This window comes from Kitasatospora sp. NPDC057965, from assembly GCF_042887135.1.
Taxonomy (GTDB): domain Bacteria; phylum Actinomycetota; class Actinomycetes; order Streptomycetales; family Streptomycetaceae; genus Kitasatospora.
The window spans coordinates 760-18,196 of the sequence record NZ_JBHVPZ010000051.1 but is presented as its reverse complement, the minus strand read 5'-3'; the positions used below and the strand labels follow the sequence as shown (position 1 = coordinate 18,196).

Genomic DNA, 17,437 nt, shown 5'->3' with positions numbered 1-17,437 from the left:
CTGGCCCACGATGGAGTGTTTCCGGCACCGCTCACAGCTTCCCCCCGGTCTCCTCGTGCTCGTCTTCGTCCGGCAAGGCGAGCAGGCTGCGTTCACGCAGCCGCTGCCCGAGAGCTGGAGGCGGGGCGGGCCGCTCGGGCACCGCGTCCTCCCGCCGGCGGCGGCGCTCGTCGTCCACCGCCGTCTGCCCCTGCCGGGCCCGCTCCCGCCACCGCAGCGGCACCACGTTGGCCGTCTCATCCGCCGTTGACCTCCGGCCGGGGCCGGCGCTGTTCGCGCCCGGCGGGCGGTCGGCGGCCGCCGCGGCGGCCTGGGCCACTTCGCGGGCATGCTCGATGCGCTGGCCCTTTGTGAGCCGGGTCGGCCACTGCTCGACGGGAATGCGGCCACCGATCAACTCAAGTAGCAGCGGCAGCAGTTCCGCGTCCGACTTCGGGGCGAGGCCGCGGTTGCGAACCTCACGCATGACCTCGCGCACCCTCACGTCGCTGAACGCGGGCACCTCGCCCTCCTCCGGCAGGCCGGTCCAGCGCAGGGTGTGCCAGTCGTGGGTACGCGGGTCCTGGAAGAACACGAGGCACGGGTCACGCGGGTCGCGGTGGAAGACGTACTTGTTCTTCGCGACCCCGCCCCGCCCGGACGGAGTGAACCGGTAGGGGTCCAGCGCGGCACCGTCGTACCAGAGGTTCTTGATCTTTACGCCGCGCTTGCCGTGGATCATCACCCGGTGGGTCGGCAGCAGCCGGTAGTACAGCTCCGGACGGGGGATCTGCAACGCGAAGCCGCCCTGGGCCATCGAGGCCGCGAACAGACTGTTCGGGCTGTGGTCGCCGGCCGGATCCCAGCTCGGCGCATACGCCCCGAATCGGCGCTGCTGCCACACCGAGACGATCCAGGTAGCGACCAGGTGCTCCATCTCGGCCACGGTCAGGGCGGCGTCGCCCTCCGGGTCCTCGCCACGGTCGGCCGCGTCCACCCCCTGGTAGCCCGGCAGTATCCGGAACAGCAGGGACTGGATGGCCCCGAAGGCCCGCTCCACGGCCTGCTTGTCGGTCGGACGAAGGACACGACTGGGACGTATGTTCGCCCCGATCACCCGCTGGACCTCGATCAGATGGTGGTTCTTGTAGACCGAGCCGTGGTCGGTGGTGACGGTCTCGGGGGCGAAGAACGGCAGGCCCGCGACCTTGTGCCCGGCGAACTCGGCCACGAGCGTCGCCGGGACACCGGGGTAGGCCCACTCCATCTCCTCGCCCCAGTCCGGCCGCATGGGCAGCGGCATCATCACGTCCCGCAGCACCATGGCCACGTCGACCGAGGTGTCGGAGACCAGCGTCAGCCGGAACGCCACGATCGAATGCGTGTACACGTCCAGAGCCAGGGTCAAGTGGACAGAAACCGGGTCGCCGAAGACGTTCTCACGGACCTTGACCGGCAGGATCGTGGTGTCGAGAGCCACCACCTGGCCAGGCCGATGGACCACGACATGCCTGCCGGTCGCCACCTCCTGGGCGCGGGCGGCCGAGCGCAGGTAGCGCTGCCGTGCTCCGCCGGAGCCGAACCACTCCTTCCACACCGTCCGCAATGTGGTGTAGCTGGGCACCGGCTCGTCGGGGCCGAAGGTCTCCCGCACGTACTGGTGGATCAGACGCTCGCGGTCCTTCGCGCTGAGCTTGGACCGGTGCAGCGTCTCCGCCCGGACCGCGAACAAGGCCTCCCGCACGGCCGGCGAGATCCGGCGCCCGGTCGCCTCGCGGAGCCACCGGTCGTCGGCCAGCCCGACCGGGCCGAAGCGGCGCCGGTCCATGTCCCAGCGGATCAGCGTCCGGTAGCCGGCCCTCTTCAGGCCCAGCGCGGCGGCCTGGTCGGGGTTCTCGACCGCGGCCAGGCACAGTTCCTCCGCCTTCGCCTGCCGGCGCTGCGTCAGCGTGGTGGCGTCCGGGTCGTACTGCGGACGCGGTTCGGCCGGTCCGGCCAGCAGCGGGTCACCGCTGAGGTAACCGGTCTCCACCTCGTTCAGGTGGGCCAGCCGCAGAAGGGTCAGCCGCTGCTTCTCCGGAGTCAGGTCGTTCATCGCCTTCGGCTGGCGGCCCCGGCTCGCGGCCGGCAGGTCCCTGCGCGTGCGGGTCGACTGGCGGCAGCCGGGGTGGTGCATCAGCTCCCGCACCGAGGTGTGCCAGGAAGGCCCGTCGGCCGGGACCAGGACGACCTTGCCCACCTGGGGCTCGAAGGTCTCCACCATCCACTCGGAGCCGTCGATGATCAGCTCGTTGCCGGGCGCCAGATCCCAGGCAACAGCGGCGGGTATCGTCACCGTTCGCCTCCGTGCAGGTGGTTGTCCGATGCCAGGCGGACCGGGCTCGTGTCGGTCAGCGGTGCGGACATGTCGATGCCCAGGTTCCGGTGCCACAGCAGGTGGAAAGCGTGGGCCCGGGCGATCGCCGGGTAGCTGCACTGCCCGACCAGCTCGCCGAACGGGAGCGGTCTCGACGAAGCGGCCCGTAACAGCTGCTCCTGGAAACCGAGTTGATCGGTCAGCTCGCGACGGCCTGCCGACAGAGCGTCCACGATCCTCACCACGTGCCTGCGCCAGCCGGTCACCACGCCGTAGTTCCAGCCGACGGCCAGCGCGGCCTCGGCCGACGCCGCGAACTTCACCTCGTCCTCCGGCCGGCCGGACATCCAGCAACCATGGTCCCGCGCCGGTCAGCAGCAGGAAGTCCGGAGTGTGCTGGACCGCCCCGCCGTCCGCGGTGAGGAACTGAAGGCGAAAGGGCTGGGCCAGTGCCTCCTCCAGATCGCCCGCGAAGTCGGCCGTCAGGAGCAGCAGCTCCTCCTCGAAGCTCTCGAAGCCGTGGTGCCGGTCGGTGCTGACGAGGTACTCCAGGCCCGGCCTGTGCCATTGGCCCGTCCGCCACGTGAAGCGGCGTACCGGCTGACTCCGGACCGCCTCGACCTCGGCGAGGTTACGCACCGAGCAGGTGACCGGCGTACGGCCGAAACGCCATGTAGCGGTCCACCGGTCGCTCCAGCCGCCAGCAAGGTTCAACGTGTTCCTGTAGGCGTCGAACCCCGTGTGGAGACGGGCCAGGTCGCCCAGGTCACAGGCATCGGACCACAGGCCAGTACGTGCAGTCGGTCCCACTGGGGAGCCGCCAGATAACGCCGAAGCCACGCCCCAATGCCTTCCCTGGTGACCTGATCGCCTGGGACGAACCTACGGCGAAGATCCCCTCCCAGGGGCGAGATTCCGAGAATCCAGTGCACGCCAGTTCGACCACCCGGAGCACCGCCCTGTACGTAGGTGACAACAGGATCTGTCAGTCCAGACACAGTCGCGCCGAGAACAGCTGACACCGTCCCAGGTCAGGGAGCATTACTGGTGACATCTATGGCGGGCAGTCGCAAGCCCAGACACCCGGGCCTATCTCGGCTTCGCGCCCGACGACCCGAGCACGGACACCTGGACCATCGCCGTCACCGGAACTGCCCACCAGCCTGGCTGGCGCGCAACGTTCGACCGGGAGGCCCCCGTCGAGCTGGTCCTCGACCTGCTCAACGCCATGTACGAGCGAACCAGCCGCTAAGCCCCGAGCGAAGGGACCCACCATCACCCCCAAGCCTCATGTCCCGAACCCCGAACTCCCCAAGCTCCTCGCCTCCGCGCAGTACCTCTCCATCGCCGCCACCGCCTCCACCGCCACCACCGCCGTCGTCTGCGCCGTGACCCACGAGCTACTGCTTTGCGCCACGCTCACGCTGACCTGCGGTCAGCAAGTCCTCCTTCAGTTCAAACTTCGCCAGATCCGAGGCGGGGCACTGACCGCCACGTCGATCCTGCGGATGCCCCACCAGCGGGGCCCAGTCGACTGAGAGTTGGGCCGACGGAGGGAAGGCCCTACGCGGGTGCTCTCCATCGGCCTGCGCACCCTGCCCGATCAGGAGACACCGTGAAGCGCTTCGCCCGCCCCCTCAACCGCACCTCCAAGCAGCTCGTCCGCGTCTGGGTTGCGGCCAGCTCGGGATCCCGGCCGCAACCTTGGCTTGGCGGCAGCAGTCACGCACGGGGTCAGATCCCGGCGGGGACATCGGCGTAGCGGGCGTCGAAGCCGCCGGTGGGCAGGATCTCGCGGATGGCGTCGAGGTCATCTTGGGTGAGGGTGATGTCGGCCGCGGCGGAGTTCTCCTCGATGTGGGCGCCGCCGCGTGTGCCGGTGACGCGCATGATGTGCTCGCCCTGGGCGAGGAGCCATGCCAGGGCAAGCCTGGAGACGGCGATGCCCTTGGTCGTGGCGAGCTCGCCGAGCTGGTGAGCGGCGTCGACGTTCTGTTCGAAGTTGCCGGGCTGCGAGGTGCGGCGACAGACGCTCCCCGCGCACCCCGGTCCACCGCTGCAACCGGTGTGACCGCGACAGTGACGACCACGGCTGACGGGGCCCGTCCGCCAGCCGTAGGAAGTGCTCTCCCCGCGCCGCCGCTTCGAGATCGCTCGGCCTCGAAGGGCCCGAGGAAACGATTCCAACAGAGGTATCATTCACGCGAGATGGTGAACAATCAGATTCCGGAAGCCGCACCGGAAACCGACCCGGGGCGCAGCGGCACCCGTGGCCCTGAAGGCGACGAACCGCGCGGTGACGAGGCCGAGGCCACCGTTGCCGTACCGGAGATCGCCGCCAGGCCCACCTTGCATGGGCGTGCGCACCGCTACTGGGCCGACCTCAGCCCCCGCAAGAAGGCATTCGCCATCGGGGGCGGGCTGGCCGCCCTGACCGTCGTCGGTACCTTCCTCGTTCACCGGCGCGAGCGCTTTGCTCCTGGCGAGGACACTCCTACTCCCTCCGGCCCGGTCGCCGACCTCATCCAGAGCGGCATGGACAAGCTGCGGAGCCTCCAGAGCGCCGACGAGCCGTTCGACGGTGAGCCGGACTCCTCAGCTCCCGGCACCCCCACCCGGTACGTGACGCAGGAATGGGACGTGGACGACTACATGCGCGACACCTGCCTCGACCGTGCTCTGCATCCCGACGGGTGCCGCCACGAGGACCGCCCCGTACGGGGAGGTACCCGGAGCCGGAACCCCGAGCTCCTTGCCTCGGACGACTGAGCCCAGACACCCCTCAGGCCGGCGCCCGGGCCGCGCCACAGCCCAGCCGGGCTCTCGGAACAGGAGAAACACTCGATGCAGCGAGGCGAGTTCACGGTGGGGGTGGACATCGACACCACCCCCGACAACCTCGCAGCGGCAGCCCAACGCCGGCGGGTGCGCGAGTTCACTACTGCGCTGCAGGCCCTCGCCGCGGATCCGCAGTTCGCCGACCTGCACGCCGAGATCACTGACCCGCTGGCCGCTCCGGCACAGCGGGAACAGCGTGCCGCTCTCGTCGCGGCCCGGCGGGCCGTGGCGCGCCTTCAAGAGCGGCGGCTGCACGGCGGGCACGGGCTGCTGGACGAGAGGACTGCTACCCAGGTCCTGTTGGATACTGCCGAGCCCGAGGTCCAGTACTACGAGTTCAAGATCGGGGAGGAGGCGCAGGTCGGGGCGGACTGGCTATGGGTCTGGCTGGACCCGTCCGGCGGCTGCTTCATGCTGCTCGTCCAGGCGAAGTCGTTCAAGATGGAGAACAGGCGCCTGGCCGTGGACCTGGGCTACCGAAGCGGTAAGCGCAAGGTTCTGCAGATGGACCTGCTGTTGGAGTCCGCCCAGGTGTTCGGGGTGCCGTTCGCTTACGTGGTCTATACCGGCACCCGGGAGTTCCGTGCCGCCCTGGAGTGCACCGCCACCCACTGTGAGGGGCTGTGCCGCGACCGGGAGGGGGCCGACGTCCTTTGGCTGGCCGGCCTGTCGGCCCACAACATCCGCACTCTCGTTCAGCCGCGTGAGTGGGCCGGGGACGTGATGCACCGCGGGCTTCCGCTGGAAGACATGCTTGGGACCGGCGGTCCGCTCCCCCCGTTCCACGACCTGCACCTGCGCAACAGCAGTGTCCTGCCAAAGGAGCTGCGCGACTTGATCGTGGCTCCTCAGGGCGCGGCGCAGATGGCCGCGCGGATGATCCTGAGCCAGGTCTCACCGATCCGCATGGGTCAGTTCGTTGCGGCGGACCTGGCGACGATGGACCTTCCCGACGGGGCGGTGTTCCCCCAGTTGCCCCGAGACCGCGGGCACCTCCCGGTGCCCTACCTGCCGCACGTCCTGGGCGGCCTGCGCACCGAGGTGCCCGAGTACGTCACCGACGTGCTCGCTGGCCGGACCCCGCCCGTCTGGGTCACCGAGCGCCTGGCCGGCATCGTGGTCGTCCCGCCTCCGGGCACCGCGGCCGGGCAGCAGCCCCTTGCCCCCCGGGCCCCGGCCCTCCCGAACCGGGCAGGGGGGTCGCGGCGGGCTGCCTGAGACGCCGTCCCCGGGCCGCCCGGTTACGGTGCCGGATGGAGGGTCACGTCGTACGCACCCCGGTCCTGGCACCAGACAGGGGGGCCGGCTCAGAGCCAGCCCCCCTCGAAGAACAGCAGATCAGCGGCCTTCACCGGCCGCGCCGAATGTTGCATCCGATGCAACACCGCTCATTACCCGAGGTACGTCATGCGGAACAGGCCGTCGAAACCAAGCCCGCGGTACATCTCGTCGAAGTCCGTCCATTCCCGCTCGGGGCCGTTGGTGTGGGCGATGTCGACATCGCCGCCCTCGAGGTCGGGCTCCTGCCATTCGTGAGCACAGCGGCACCGGACGAAGACGATGCCGTTGACCTGGATCAGGAGCCAGTCACGACCGGCGCCGCAGAGGGCGCAGGTGATGGCGATGCCGCGGGGCGTGAGGGGATCAGGGTGGGGGACGGCCAGCACGATGGCCGGCTCGGGTGCGGGCTGAGGGTCGTGACCGAAGCGGAAGTTGGTGAATCGGGGAGTCTCGGGGTCGCGGCCGTCAGGAGTGTTCAAGGAGCCCCTCTCACGTGGTGTACGGGAGTAAATGCTCAAGGATGCACAGTTGGTTCCCTGTTGGCCGATTTAGGGGGTGTCGGCTGGGTCACATCCCCTTGGTTCCCGCAGGCCGGTCGAGCCTTCCTGGAGGGCGGAACCGTGGTGCTGTCAGCCGGTGGTCGGTCCGCCGTCTCGGTATCCCTCGGTGGTGTACCAGTCGTTCGCGGCGAGCTCGGTGTACAGGGCCGCCTGCCAGCCGTTCCGGTTCTCCGCCGTCCAGAACTCGGCCTGGGCGGCGAGGTGGTCGCGAACCTGCGGTGGGGTTAGGCGCCGCTTCTGCAGGTTGCGGCTCTCCACCCGGACGGGGGAGGCGGCCTGAGATGCGTACAAGGTCGCGAGCTTGAGTTCGGCGAAGTGGTAGCGGGCGCGGGCGGCCAGCAGCGGGGGCATCTCCGGCGGTGGTATCGCGTGGAAGGTGACGGCGATGGGCGGTCCGATGATGCGCGCGGCGACCCAGGTGTACTGCTGGGCTTCGTGGTCGAAGTAGGGGTTGAGGGTCTGCTGCTGGGCGTTGAGCGGTGCCTTGTCCCGCTTGTTGGTGTTGCAGTCCCGGCAGGCGGGCGCCAGGTTACTCGGCGCGACCGCGAGAAGCGGGTAGACCCCCTTGGGGAGCTGGTGGTCGAGGGTCTGGGCGGTCCCGTGCCCGCACAATGAGCACCGCCCGTCCGGGGCGGACGCCCTGATCTTCTCGTAGTAGTCGTGGCCGACGCTTCCTTCGGCGACCATACGGGAGGTGTAGCCGTTGACGAGTGTCCGGTTGACGGGGCTTAGTTTGGACGTCTTCCCGGTGGGAGGTCCGCCCGGTTGGTGCTGGAGGTGCTGGAGGCCGTGAAGGGCCTGGCCGGCCGCAGCGTTCTCGTACTGGGCGACGGCGTCGGCTACGGCCGGGGTGAGGTTCTTGAGGATCTCCCGGTCCGCTTTGCTGCGGGCGGTGCTGGAGCACGTGTCGAAGACGGTCGCGGCGTTCAGTTGCGGCTTGGACAGGGGCAGCATTATCAGGACTCCTCGCCGTGGAACTCGCCGAACTCCCGGGTGGCGACCAGGGACCGGGTGAGGATCTGGGCCTCGCTGCCGAGCTTCTGCTCGAACGCGCGCAGGATGCTCTCGTAGGAGTGCCCGTCGGACACGAGCCTGCTGATGGCCTGGTGGAACCCGGTGTGGGTGACCTCGAGCCCGAAGACCTCGTGCGTCAGGACCCCGACGTTCTCGCCGAAGGTCTCCAGGGTGGGGCGGTTGGCGACCATGAGGTTGCCGAATCGGCGGAGCTTGTACACGCAGTCGGCCGGGACCTCCTGCAGCACGACGGGGGAATGGGTCGCGACGATCGCCAGCGCGTTGCGTTCCGTGAGCAGATCAGAGACGGCGCGCACGAGGGCGGACAGCAGCGGCGGGTGCAGGTGGGTCTCGGGCTCGTCGATGATCACCAGCGTGCGTTCGCCGACCAATTCGACCAGCCTGGTGATGGTCAGCAGGGCGACCTTGTGCCCGGAGCTGGCCTGTCGGAACAGCCTGCGGGCCTCGGTCCGGCGCGTGCGGGAGCTCGTGGTCGCGCGGAAACGTTCGAGCCACCCGTTCTCCAACAGGCCGCTTTCGGCGTAGTCGAGGGTTTCCAGGGCCTTGGTCCAGCGCTCGCTGTGCCCGCCGGTCAGGCACGCTTCGACGCTGGCGGCGAAGTCCTTCCTCAGTCTTTCAGGGGTCTTGAGCTTCGGTGACGAGGCTGGCGTCTGCGCCCGGAGTCCGACGTTGTCGGTCGGGAACTGATCGCCGTCGGGGATGCGGGGCAGCTCGTCGAAGGCACTGAACGAGACGCAGACCAGGTTGGTGAACGACCGGCGCCCCGATCGGCCCGACTCTGTGATCCGTCCGACCCTGGCCCGGTCGGCCTGCGGGTTTGCCGCGGCGCCAGCGAGCCGGTTGAGGAGAACGGACTTGCCGGCGCCGTTGCGGCCGGTGAGGACGTGAATGTGGTTCGGCGGGCTGGCTCCCGGGCGGGCTCGGAAGGTCAGCCGCAGCTCGTCGTCCTCGTCCCCGCCCGGGTGGGGCAGCCGGTACGTCACCCGGAAGTCCAGGATACGGGGGCCGCCTCGGGCGATACGGAAGAACTGTTCGCGGATCGTGGTCGGCTTGACGAAGCGCAGGATCGACTCCTGCGTGACCGGTTCGTTCAGGGCGCTTTCGAGGATTTCCGGTTGGAAGGCCATGTCCTGCAGCCCGGCGAGGACCGCCTCCCGGACGTCGTCGCCCAGACCGGCCAGACGCGCGTAGTAGAGGTCCTCCTGGCCGAGTGAGAAGTACTGATCAGTGAGGGAATCGAAAGTCTCCGGGATCTCGACCTCACGGTCGCGGCGGTCGGTCATCCCGTAGCGGCCGATCTTGACCGTGCCGATGTTGTGACGGCGACCTTCGGAGTCGATCACGCGCAGGTGGAACATGGTCCGGAAGCCGTAGTCGTTCCACGAGTCGCGTTCCAGGACGGCCACGGGCAACGGATCGGAGGGCACCCTCCCCTGTCGCCGGATGACCACGAAGCGCATGCTTCCCCCGCGTTGCGAACTCGGCCCGCCACTACTGTCCTGGGCGGCTGCTCAAATCCTAGACGGGAGAACTGCCCGGTCAGACGGCAGTTTGATCCGTGAGGCGGACGACGCTGTCGTATCGGAGACGAGCAGGACTTCCGCCGATCCGGCAACCGGCCGACCGTACAAGGACACAGGTCCGACAGCGTAGGCCTGGCCGGACCCGCACATCTGTGTGGACCCGGCCAGGACTACTGCGCGCTCAGCCGACGGCGATCCGGAGGCGGTCTGCGGCGTCGGCGAGGTGCTGGAGGCAGATCTCGGCGGTGGTGGCGGTGACGACGAGATGGGCGAGGCGGGCGGTGCCAAGGTCGCCGTCAGGCGGGAGAGCGACGCGGTCGCCGGCCTGCTTCTCCCACACCAGGCGCTCCAGCCAAGGCTCGGCACCGAGGACGGGGTCGGCGTCGGCGCGGGCAAGACGGCCAGTGGCGGGGGCGTAGACCAGACTGATCGCCGCTGCGCGACGTCGCGTCGGTGCGAGATCGGGCTCCAGACCGAGGGCGATGTCGGCGGCGGCGAGGGGGAGGTCGATCCCGGTGGCCTCCCGGACCAGGTGGGGAATCAGGTCTCCGCCGAGACGGCCGTTGACCTCGATCAGGCGGGGGCCGGTGTCGGTCAGACGCATCTCGACGTGGCTGACGCCGTTGGTGAAGCCGAGGGCCTTCAGCGCGGCGACGGCGACGGGACCAGCGATGGCCAGGAGCGGGTCGCCAGCCTCCACCGAGTGGCCGACCTCCTCGAAGAACGGCTCCGCACCGAGCTGCTTGCGGGTCACGGCGACGGCCGTGGTCATGCCGAGGGCGGTGACGCACTCGACCGAGACCTCCGGCCCGTCCAGGTACTCCTCGACGAGGACTCCGAAGCCGTCGTCGGCGTGGGCGGCGGCCCGGGTGTAGGCGTCGGCGAGGTCACGGGAGCCGTCGGCCCGGCGCACCCCGATGCTGCCCGCCCCGGCGGCCGGCTTGACGACGACCGGGTACCCGATGCGTTCGGCGGCGGCGAGGGCCTGGTCGAGGGAGTCGACGCGGGTGCTGGCGGGGGAGGGGACGCCGGCGGCGGCGAAGGCCGCGCGGCTGGCGGCCTTGTTCCGGCACGTTGCGGCGGTGGCCTCGGAGTTGCCGAAGGTGCCGAAGGCCGCGGCGAGGCGGGCGGCGCTGTGCTGGGCGTACTCGTCCCAGGTGAGCACCCCGGTGATGTGGTGGCGGGTGGCGAGGCGCTCGGCGGCGGCCAGGGCCTGGTCCGGGTCGCGGGTGTCGGCGACCTCGTGGTCGGCGATGTAGGGCAGCGCCCAAGTGGGTTCGTCCTGGGAGAGGAGGACGACGCGGTGCTGCTCGGCTATCTGCTCCAGCGCGTAGCGGCGATACAGCTCGTCGCCAGCGCCGATGAGCAAGATGGTCAGGGTGGTGCTGGTCAGGAGGTGTCCTTCCGGGGTGGCCGATGTGCGAGGTGGAGTGGGGTTACCAGGGCAGGTCGGGGTGGTGGCGCAGGGCCTGGTCGCCGAGCCGGTGGGAGAGGGTGGTCAGGGCGTCGGCGGTGGTGGCGGCGTCGGTGGGCAGGTGGATCACGGTGCGCAGGACCTGCGGCCGGTAGCCGAGGCGCTTCTTGGCCTGGCAGTTGGCGCGCCCGGCGTCGATGCGGCGGGCTCCCTGGTCGAGGGCCCAGCGGGGCGCTTCGGTCATCAGCCAGGTGTAGGCGAGTCGGCCCAGCGGGTGCCGGTAATCGATGCCGGAGGCCCACAAGTAGAGGCAGCGGTCGTGGAGGAAGCCGTACATGCCGCCGACGAGGTGGCCCTGGTGGCGAGCGGCGAGCAGGACGGCGCCGGGGACCTGGGCGAGGCGCTCGACCATGTCGGGCCCGTACAGGGCGGTGCCGTGGCGCTCGGCGGTGCCGACGGCCAGCGCGGTGAACTCGGGCACGTGCGGCAGCATCCGGGTGCCGGTGAGCGGGTTGAGGGTCAGTCCGGCCTCGGTGGCGCGGCGCCACTGGCGGCGGGCGTCGCGGCGGTGGCCGGCGGGGGTGTCGGCCCACCAGCGGTCCAGTCCCTGGTCCGGGGCGAGGTCGCGGACGTGGGCGACGTCGGTGGCGAGGTTGAGGACGCGGGCGGCGCCCTGGTGGCGTCCGGCGGTGGTAAGGCGCCCGGCCTGCTCGGCACTGAGCCCGGAGTAGACGACGGCGTGGGCGCCGTACTCCTCGGCCAGGCGCAGGCCTGCGTGCGCGGTCAGGAGGGCGCTGGCGTCGGTGGCGGTTCCGGCTCCGCCGTACTGGCCGTGCGGGCTGCCGGAGTAGAGGACAGGGCCGGGCCACACCGGTGCGACGCCGGCGTCGGTTTCCTGGCTGGACCAGTACGGGCAGCCGCGGGCGGGGACGAGGAAGTACGGCACCGTCTCGGTGATTCCGGCGTCGAAGTCCGTGACCTGGAGGTGGCGGTGGGCGTCGATCTGCTCGGTGGTGAGCTGCTCCCAGGCGGCGGTCCACGCGCTGGTGCGGGAGGGGTGGGCTGCGGGGTGGCTGTCGGCGGGGGCGTCGGCGATCGTGTCGTACCAGACCCCGAGGGCGTGGGTGACCTCGTTGTGGGCGTGGCTGATGACGGTGGCGGTGCTGGTGGTAATGGGTCTCTCCGGTGGGTCGGGCGGACGGGCCGGTGGGTGGCTATCGGGTGGGTCGATGTCGGCCTGGTGGCGGTGCTGCGGTCGCGGCCGGAGCAGTGGGCGAGGGGCGGGCGGGGAGGTTGCTCGCGCGGGCGAGGGCGGCCTTCATCTGCTGGTCCCGGTCGGGGGCGGGGGCGCCGATCCTCGGCGTCACGTGCCGGGCCAGTGCGTGCAGCGGGCCCTGCGCGAGCCACTGGGCGAAGGGCCAGGCCTCCGCGTTGCGCAGGTTGTCGGCACGCCGCAGCGCGGGCCCGATGTCGTCAGACGATGCGGCGAGGGCGGCTCGCGCGTCGAGCCAGCTGCCGTGGATCTCCTGGAGGTGGGCGAGCGCCTTCTCGACGACGTGGAGGCGTCGCAGGTCCGGGCCGACGAACGGGTCCAGATGGTCTTCGACACGGGTGACGGACCGGATGCCGGCGACGACGTGCTGCCCGGTGTCGAGGAGGACCTCGCTGTAGAACCAGGCCCTGCGGTTGCGCTCCCGAACGACCGACCAGACGTGCTCTCCGGCCAGGTCGTCGCTCAGCTCCTGGAGACCGTGGACCGCCTCGGTCACTGCTGCCGAGCGGGCCCTCCAGAGCTCCTGCCGGTAGCGCGGTGCCATGGCGCCCGTGATCTCGGCCGCCACAGCGCCCGCATCTGCCTCCGCCACGAAGCTGACCGGCGGGCCCGGCTCCGGTGCGCCCATGAGATGGCGGGCGTCGTCGGGACGGGCCGCGCCGACGAGGAGAGAGGTGTCCGCGCCCGGCCGGACCGCCAGCAGACGCTCACCGGCCGGGCCGGTGAGGGCAATGGCGGTGTGGGGACCGGCGGTGCTGGTGAAACCGGGCCAGGACCAGGACCAGGCCCGGTCGTTCACGTCGGCGAGGTCGCGGCCCGGATGGAGCGGCAGCGGCCGGACCGACCAGCCGGGCAGGTGCCGGGCGAGGTCCTCGGAGAACAGCGAGGTGACCGGGGCTACGGGTCGGTCCGGAAGGGCGTTGCCATGTTCGTCGAAGAACACGCGCGCGTACCGTCCATCGGTGAGCTGGAACAGGGCTTCGCTGCTGGCCCACTGGCCGTCGGAGGTGGCGGAATTGGCGCCGAACGCCAACTCCCAGCGCGGGTGGGTGTTGGGAAGGTAGGCGCGCAGGCGTTCGAAGGTCGCGAAGTCCTCGGCGGTGAGGTCAGCGTGGTCGATGTAGACGATCGGGTTGTCAGGCACGGTGTCCTACGGTTCAGGCGGCCATCAGGGCCGGGCGGGCGTAGACGGCGGCGTGGGCGCCGCGCTCCCTCGCGAGGTCGGTGGCGGTTCCGGCGCCGTCGTACCGACCGGTTGTGGGGGCTGCCGGAGTGAAAGGCTCGGCCGGCCCAGTACGGGATGCCGGCGGCGGGGACGATGAGGTGTGGAGCCGCCTCGGCAGCCCACAGCGGGTCGATGGCGGGGGAGTAGTCGCGGAGTGCGGCGAGCAGTTCCTCGAAGGCGGCGAAGTCCGCCCAGGTGAGGGTGATGTGGTCGGTGTAGGCGGGGGTGTGGTCGGTCACGGGAGTTCCTTCCTCGGCTGGTCAGGCGGCCTTCAGCGCGGGCTCGGCGTCCTCGGATGCCGCCCAGCAGGTTCGGTGGGCCCGAAGTCCGCGGAAGCAGGCCCAGGTGCCCACGGAGACGGCGACCGCGGTGATTGTGATCAGCAGACGCAGGTGGTCGGCCGGCCACAGGGCGACCAGCAGCCCAGCAAGGGGGAGCGGGGTGAGGACGAGCAGCACGGTGGCGGCGAGCGTGGAGCCAAAGGCCCGCTCCGGGATGAGGCGGGCGCGGGCGGTGCGCAGGACCACGGTCACTGCGCCCTCTCCGGCCATCAGCAGCCCGACGGCGGCGGCGTAGAGGGGGAGTGTAGGGGCCACCGCGCTGGCGAGGGTGGCAACGCACATCGCGGCGGCTGAGGCGGTGCCGACGCTCAACGGTCCCCACCGGTCGATGGCCCGGTGGGCGGCGGCGATGGCGGCCAGCGAGAGCGCGGCGGCGATGCTCCACACCAGGCCGACGGCGGCGCTGGAGTGGTGCAGGGTGCGGGTGACGGTGATCGGCGCGGACACCTGGAGCAGGCCGCTCGCGAGGTTGACGCAGGCGAGAGCGCCGACCAACCAGGCCAGGGCAGGGGTTCGGCGCAGGACCCCCAGGCCGGTGGCAAGCCCGGTCAGGGGGCGGGGGACGGCGGTGTCGGTGACCAGGTGGAGGTGAGGCCGGCCGGTGCGGACGGTGAGGGCGACGGTCGCGGTCACGGCGGAGAGGGTCGCGACGGTGGCCAGCAGCAGGGCAGGGCCCGCGAGAAGGAGCAGTCCGCCGAGGAGCGGACCGATCAGCAGAGCGGCCTGGTCGGTGCCCGTCAGGACGGCCTGCACACGGTGGGCGCGCTCTTCGACCCGGCGGCTGGCCTCGCCCCCGAGGGCTTCGTTGGCGAGGAAGGACGCCTCGGCGAGCATCCCGGCGGCAATCCCGAAGCCCAGGACGAGCCACGGGCCGGCGCCGGCGGCGAGGCCCATCAGGGTGACCAGGGCGGCGGCGGCTCGCAGCAGGCTGGTGACCAGGATCGCCGAGCGCGGGCTGCGCCGGTCGATGATCGGGCCGGCGCCCGCGATGGCGAGCAGCCGGGGCGCCCACTCCAGGAGGAACGCGAGGCCTGCCCAGCCTGGGGAGTGGGTGAGGGCGAGGACGAGCAGGGGGACGGCGTACATCACGACGGCGGCGGCCAACGAGTCGGTGGCGCGCAGGAGGTAGCAGCGCAGCAGCCAGTCGCGTTCGGTAGCGCTGGGGCGGTAGCGGCGTCGTGCGGCGGCGGTGGGACGGGGCATGGCGGTCTCCCGGGTGGGCACGGTGCGAGGTGGTTGGGCGGCCGCTGGCGGAGCCCTGGTGGCGTCCGTCGGCGGCCGGGTCAGCGGCGCCGGCGCGGGGCGGCGGGGGCGGCTGGGGCCGGTGTGGTGTTGCCGGCCGCAGCGGTGGTGGCGGTGGGGTGCGGGAGCTTGGCGATGTGCCGAACGCGCCAGGTCAGGACGGCGGCCACGGAGTCGGCGCTGTCCAGCTCCCGCCAGGAGCGGGCGTGCTCCAGCAGGGACTGCGGGTCGTGCCCGGCCGCCTCGGCTTCGGCGAGGGCGGCGGCCAGAGCATCGAACTCCGGCTCCGCCAGCAGTCGGCCGCTGTCGCCCGGCATAGCCCGGCGAAGGGCCCGCTCCTGGCGCTCGCGGATCTGAGGCGACAGGGCCCGGCCGCGCTCGCGCAGGGCGGCCATCGGACGGGCGGCGGCCTGCCGGTAGGCGGCGCGAAGGTGGCCGGCGGCCTCGCGGGCGGCCGCCGCCTGCTGGCGGTGTCCCTGTTCGGCGTGCCACCGGCTCGCGGCGATCACCAGCAGGACCAGGACCGACAGCAGGGTCGCCGCGGCCACGGCGTCCGGGCCGCGGTTGGCGTTGTAGCCGCCGGACAGCAGCACACGGGCGGCGTTGCGCACCGAGCGGGCGGAGGCATTGGCGGCACGCACGTGCGAGCGCGAGGCCCGCTCGTACGCGCGGGCCGCGGCCAGCAGCTGATGTTTCTGCCCGGGAAAGGCGGTGGCGGCCAGCGCGTCGAGGACCTCCCCGGTCGCCTCGGTCACCGCCGCCGCGTCGGCCCCCTCGCCGTCGAGAAGGCCAAGGGCCTCCACGGCCGCGTTGGATGCCCGAAGGCGCGCGGTCGCGGCCGGGGAGCGGCGCCCGCCCGGTGCTCGCCCGCCTCCCGCCTCGGTAGGGGAGTGCTCCTGCGCCGGGCGGTCGTCGAGCGGGACACCGAGGCGCCGGCGGATCCTGGGCAGGGTCAGGTCGGGGGCGAGCTTGTAGCCCCCAAAGAAGACCGGCTGCCCCGCGCTGTCGAGTTCACCGATCAGGGCGACGCTGTAGCCGAGGTTGTCACCGGAGGGGCCGGTCTTGCGGCGGACCAGGACGCCGCTTGTCTCCAATCGGGCGAAGAACTCGTCCTCGTCACGGGCGCCGGCCAGGGCTTGGCGGACCGCGTCGCGCAGCTGCTGGCGGCCGGTGGTCGCCTCGCCCAGGCGCTGGGCCTTGTGCTTCTCGCGGTTCGTCGGCTGCTGTGCGGCGGTGCCGTCGCCCGGGTTGAGCTGGCGCAGCCCCCAGTCCTTCTCGATCGTGCGGCACTCGGCCTGCGCGCGGGGGTAGTCCCTGCGCAGGCGGGCCTGGGTGAGGTCGCCGCGGACGGTGGTGGCGACGATGTGGATGTGGTCGACGGCGTGACGCACCGCCACCCACCGGCACCCGTCCGGGTCGCCGTCCTCGGCGATCCCGGTGGCCGCGACGACCCGGCGGGCGACCTGCGCCCACTCCTCGTCGCTCAGGGTCCGGTCGGTCCGGTCGTTGCGGACCGAGCAGTGCCAGACGTGCTTGGCGGGCTTGCGACGGCCGAGCTGGTCGACCCGCATGTCCAGGACAGCCTGGAGCTGCTTCAGCGAGGCCGCCGGATCGCGCCCGGGGTCCGGGGCGAAGCCGTCGAAGGAGGCCACCAGGTGGGGGTCGACGTGCTCGTCGCGTCGGCCCGGCCCGTACAGGTAGGAGAGGAGCCCGTACGTCTTCGAGCCCATGACGATGTTCGGCACCATGGTCAGCGGCCCTTCAGCAACTGCGCCGCAGCGGTGTCGATGGAGGTGACCGTGGTCCGGACGGCGGCGAGGGCGGCGACCAGGTCGGCCGGGTGAGGCAGGCCGCCGGAGTTGAGTTCGCGCGCGATTTGGTTGAGGTTGTTGCCGACACGGGCGGTCTGTTGGCGCGCGGCGGCGAGTTCGTCGAGCGATCGGTCGAGACGGTCGTCGGCGTCGGATGCGACGTTGTTGCGGCGGGCGGCGCTGAGCGCGGCGGCAGCGACGAAGCGCGCGGCGGTCTGGGCGCGTTCGGCGGCGGCGGTCTTGATCTCGTCTTCTTCGGCGAGGCTCAGACGGACGGTCAGCTTGCGTTGGCGCTGCTGCGGCTCGTGGTAGCGGCGACGCGGACGGCGAACGGCGCTCGGCTCGTCGGCGGCAGCGGCGGTCATCGGTGGTCTTCCTGTCGGTTGGTCGTGTGCGTCGAAGCCCCCTGGCTTCGGCAAGTCGAAGTCGAGTCGAGCGCCCCCGCTCGGCCCGGCTTCGAACTCCCCGCCCCTCTGGCGGGGCGTGCGCCGTGGGGCGGGCGGAGGTGGGGGGGCCCCCCCCCCCACCGGCCCCCCCGGATCGCCGCCGCTGGACCCCC

The 17,437-nt window shown here is 71.5% G+C and carries 14 protein-coding genes and 1 pseudogene; 3 read left to right on the top strand and 12 right to left on the bottom strand.

Features of this window, described 5'->3' with window-relative positions; genetic code table 11:
- Nucleotides 1-31: 31 nt before the first annotated feature.
- The gene (locus ACFVVU_RS37400) at nt 32-2,308 is read right to left on the bottom strand and encodes a transposase (RefSeq protein ID WP_387794259.1); all 2,277 of its coding nucleotides are present in this window, start codon (nt 2,306-2,308) and stop codon (nt 32-34) included.
- Nucleotides 2,309-2,310: 2 nt separating this feature from the next.
- Nucleotides 2,311-2,682 (bottom strand): hypothetical protein, encoded by a 372-nt coding sequence (locus ACFVVU_RS37395; protein WP_387794234.1) that lies wholly within the window; start codon nt 2,680-2,682, stop codon nt 2,311-2,313.
- Nucleotides 2,683-3,416: 734 nt separating this feature from the next.
- On the opposite strand from ACFVVU_RS37395, the pseudogene ACFVVU_RS37390 reads away from it, so the two are divergent.
- A pseudogene (locus tag ACFVVU_RS37390) lies at nt 3,417-3,587 on the top strand (DUF317 domain-containing protein); the annotation flags it as partial.
- A 482-nt stretch (nt 3,588-4,069) separates the two neighbouring features.
- Here ACFVVU_RS37390 and ACFVVU_RS37385 read toward each other — a convergent pair.
- Nucleotides 4,070-4,534, bottom strand: coding sequence for an aldo/keto reductase (locus ACFVVU_RS37385; protein WP_387794232.1), 465 nt, complete (start codon nt 4,532-4,534; stop codon nt 4,070-4,072).
- 9 nt (nt 4,535-4,543) lie between these two features.
- Between ACFVVU_RS37385 and ACFVVU_RS37380 the strand changes: the two genes are divergently transcribed.
- Together ACFVVU_RS37380 and ACFVVU_RS37375 are read left to right on the top strand one after the other, a co-directional pair.
- The gene (locus ACFVVU_RS37380; RefSeq protein WP_387794231.1) at nt 4,544-5,104 is read left to right on the top strand and encodes a hypothetical protein; all 561 of its coding nucleotides are present in this window, start codon (nt 4,544-4,546) and stop codon (nt 5,102-5,104) included.
- Between the two features lie 75 nt (nt 5,105-5,179).
- A complete protein-coding gene (locus ACFVVU_RS37375) occupies nt 5,180-6,391 on the top strand; it encodes a hypothetical protein (protein WP_387794229.1) in 1,212 nt (403 codons plus the stop codon).
- A gap of 173 nt (nt 6,392-6,564) precedes the next feature.
- Here ACFVVU_RS37375 and ACFVVU_RS37370 read toward each other — a convergent pair whose 3' ends face one another.
- The 9 genes from ACFVVU_RS37370 to mobC form a co-directional block, all read right to left on the bottom strand.
- A complete protein-coding gene (locus ACFVVU_RS37370) occupies nt 6,565-6,933 on the bottom strand; it encodes a hypothetical protein (RefSeq protein WP_387794228.1) in 369 nt (122 codons plus the stop codon).
- 150 nt (nt 6,934-7,083) lie between these two features.
- Nucleotides 7,084-7,968 carry an HNH endonuclease gene (locus tag ACFVVU_RS37365; RefSeq protein ID WP_387794226.1) on the bottom strand — a complete coding sequence of 295 codons (885 nt, stop codon included), beginning with the start codon at nt 7,966-7,968 and terminating at the stop codon, nt 7,084-7,086.
- 2 nt (nt 7,969-7,970) lie between these two features.
- Nucleotides 7,971-9,509 (bottom strand): AAA family ATPase, encoded by a 1,539-nt coding sequence (locus ACFVVU_RS37360; RefSeq protein ID WP_387794225.1) that lies wholly within the window; start codon nt 9,507-9,509, stop codon nt 7,971-7,973.
- Between the two features lie 244 nt (nt 9,510-9,753).
- Nucleotides 9,754-10,941: an ATP-grasp domain-containing protein gene (locus ACFVVU_RS37355; protein ID WP_387794223.1), complete on the bottom strand. Its 1,188-nt coding sequence runs from the start codon at nt 10,939-10,941 to the stop codon at nt 9,754-9,756.
- Nucleotides 10,942-11,008: 67 nt separating this feature from the next.
- Complete coding sequence (locus ACFVVU_RS37350) at nt 11,009-11,932, bottom strand: GNAT family N-acetyltransferase (RefSeq protein ID WP_387794221.1); 924 nt, start codon at nt 11,930-11,932, stop codon at nt 11,009-11,011.
- A 268-nt stretch (nt 11,933-12,200) separates the two neighbouring features.
- Nucleotides 12,201-13,403 carry a hypothetical protein gene (locus ACFVVU_RS37345; RefSeq protein WP_387794219.1) on the bottom strand — a complete coding sequence of 401 codons (1,203 nt, stop codon included), beginning with the start codon at nt 13,401-13,403 and terminating at the stop codon, nt 12,201-12,203.
- Nucleotides 13,404-13,744: 341 nt separating this feature from the next.
- Nucleotides 13,745-15,028, bottom strand: a complete 1,284-nt coding sequence (locus tag ACFVVU_RS37340) for an MFS transporter (protein ID WP_387794218.1) — start codon at nt 15,026-15,028, stop codon at nt 13,745-13,747.
- 80 nt (nt 15,029-15,108) lie between these two features.
- Complete coding sequence (locus tag ACFVVU_RS37335; protein ID WP_387794216.1) at nt 15,109-16,815, bottom strand: relaxase/mobilization nuclease domain-containing protein; 1,707 nt, start codon at nt 16,813-16,815, stop codon at nt 15,109-15,111.
- Between the two features lie 2 nt (nt 16,816-16,817).
- A complete protein-coding gene (gene mobC, locus ACFVVU_RS37330; RefSeq protein ID WP_387794215.1) occupies nt 16,818-17,243 on the bottom strand; it encodes a plasmid mobilization relaxosome protein MobC in 426 nt (141 codons plus the stop codon).
- Between the last annotated feature and the right edge of the window lie 194 nt (nt 17,244-17,437).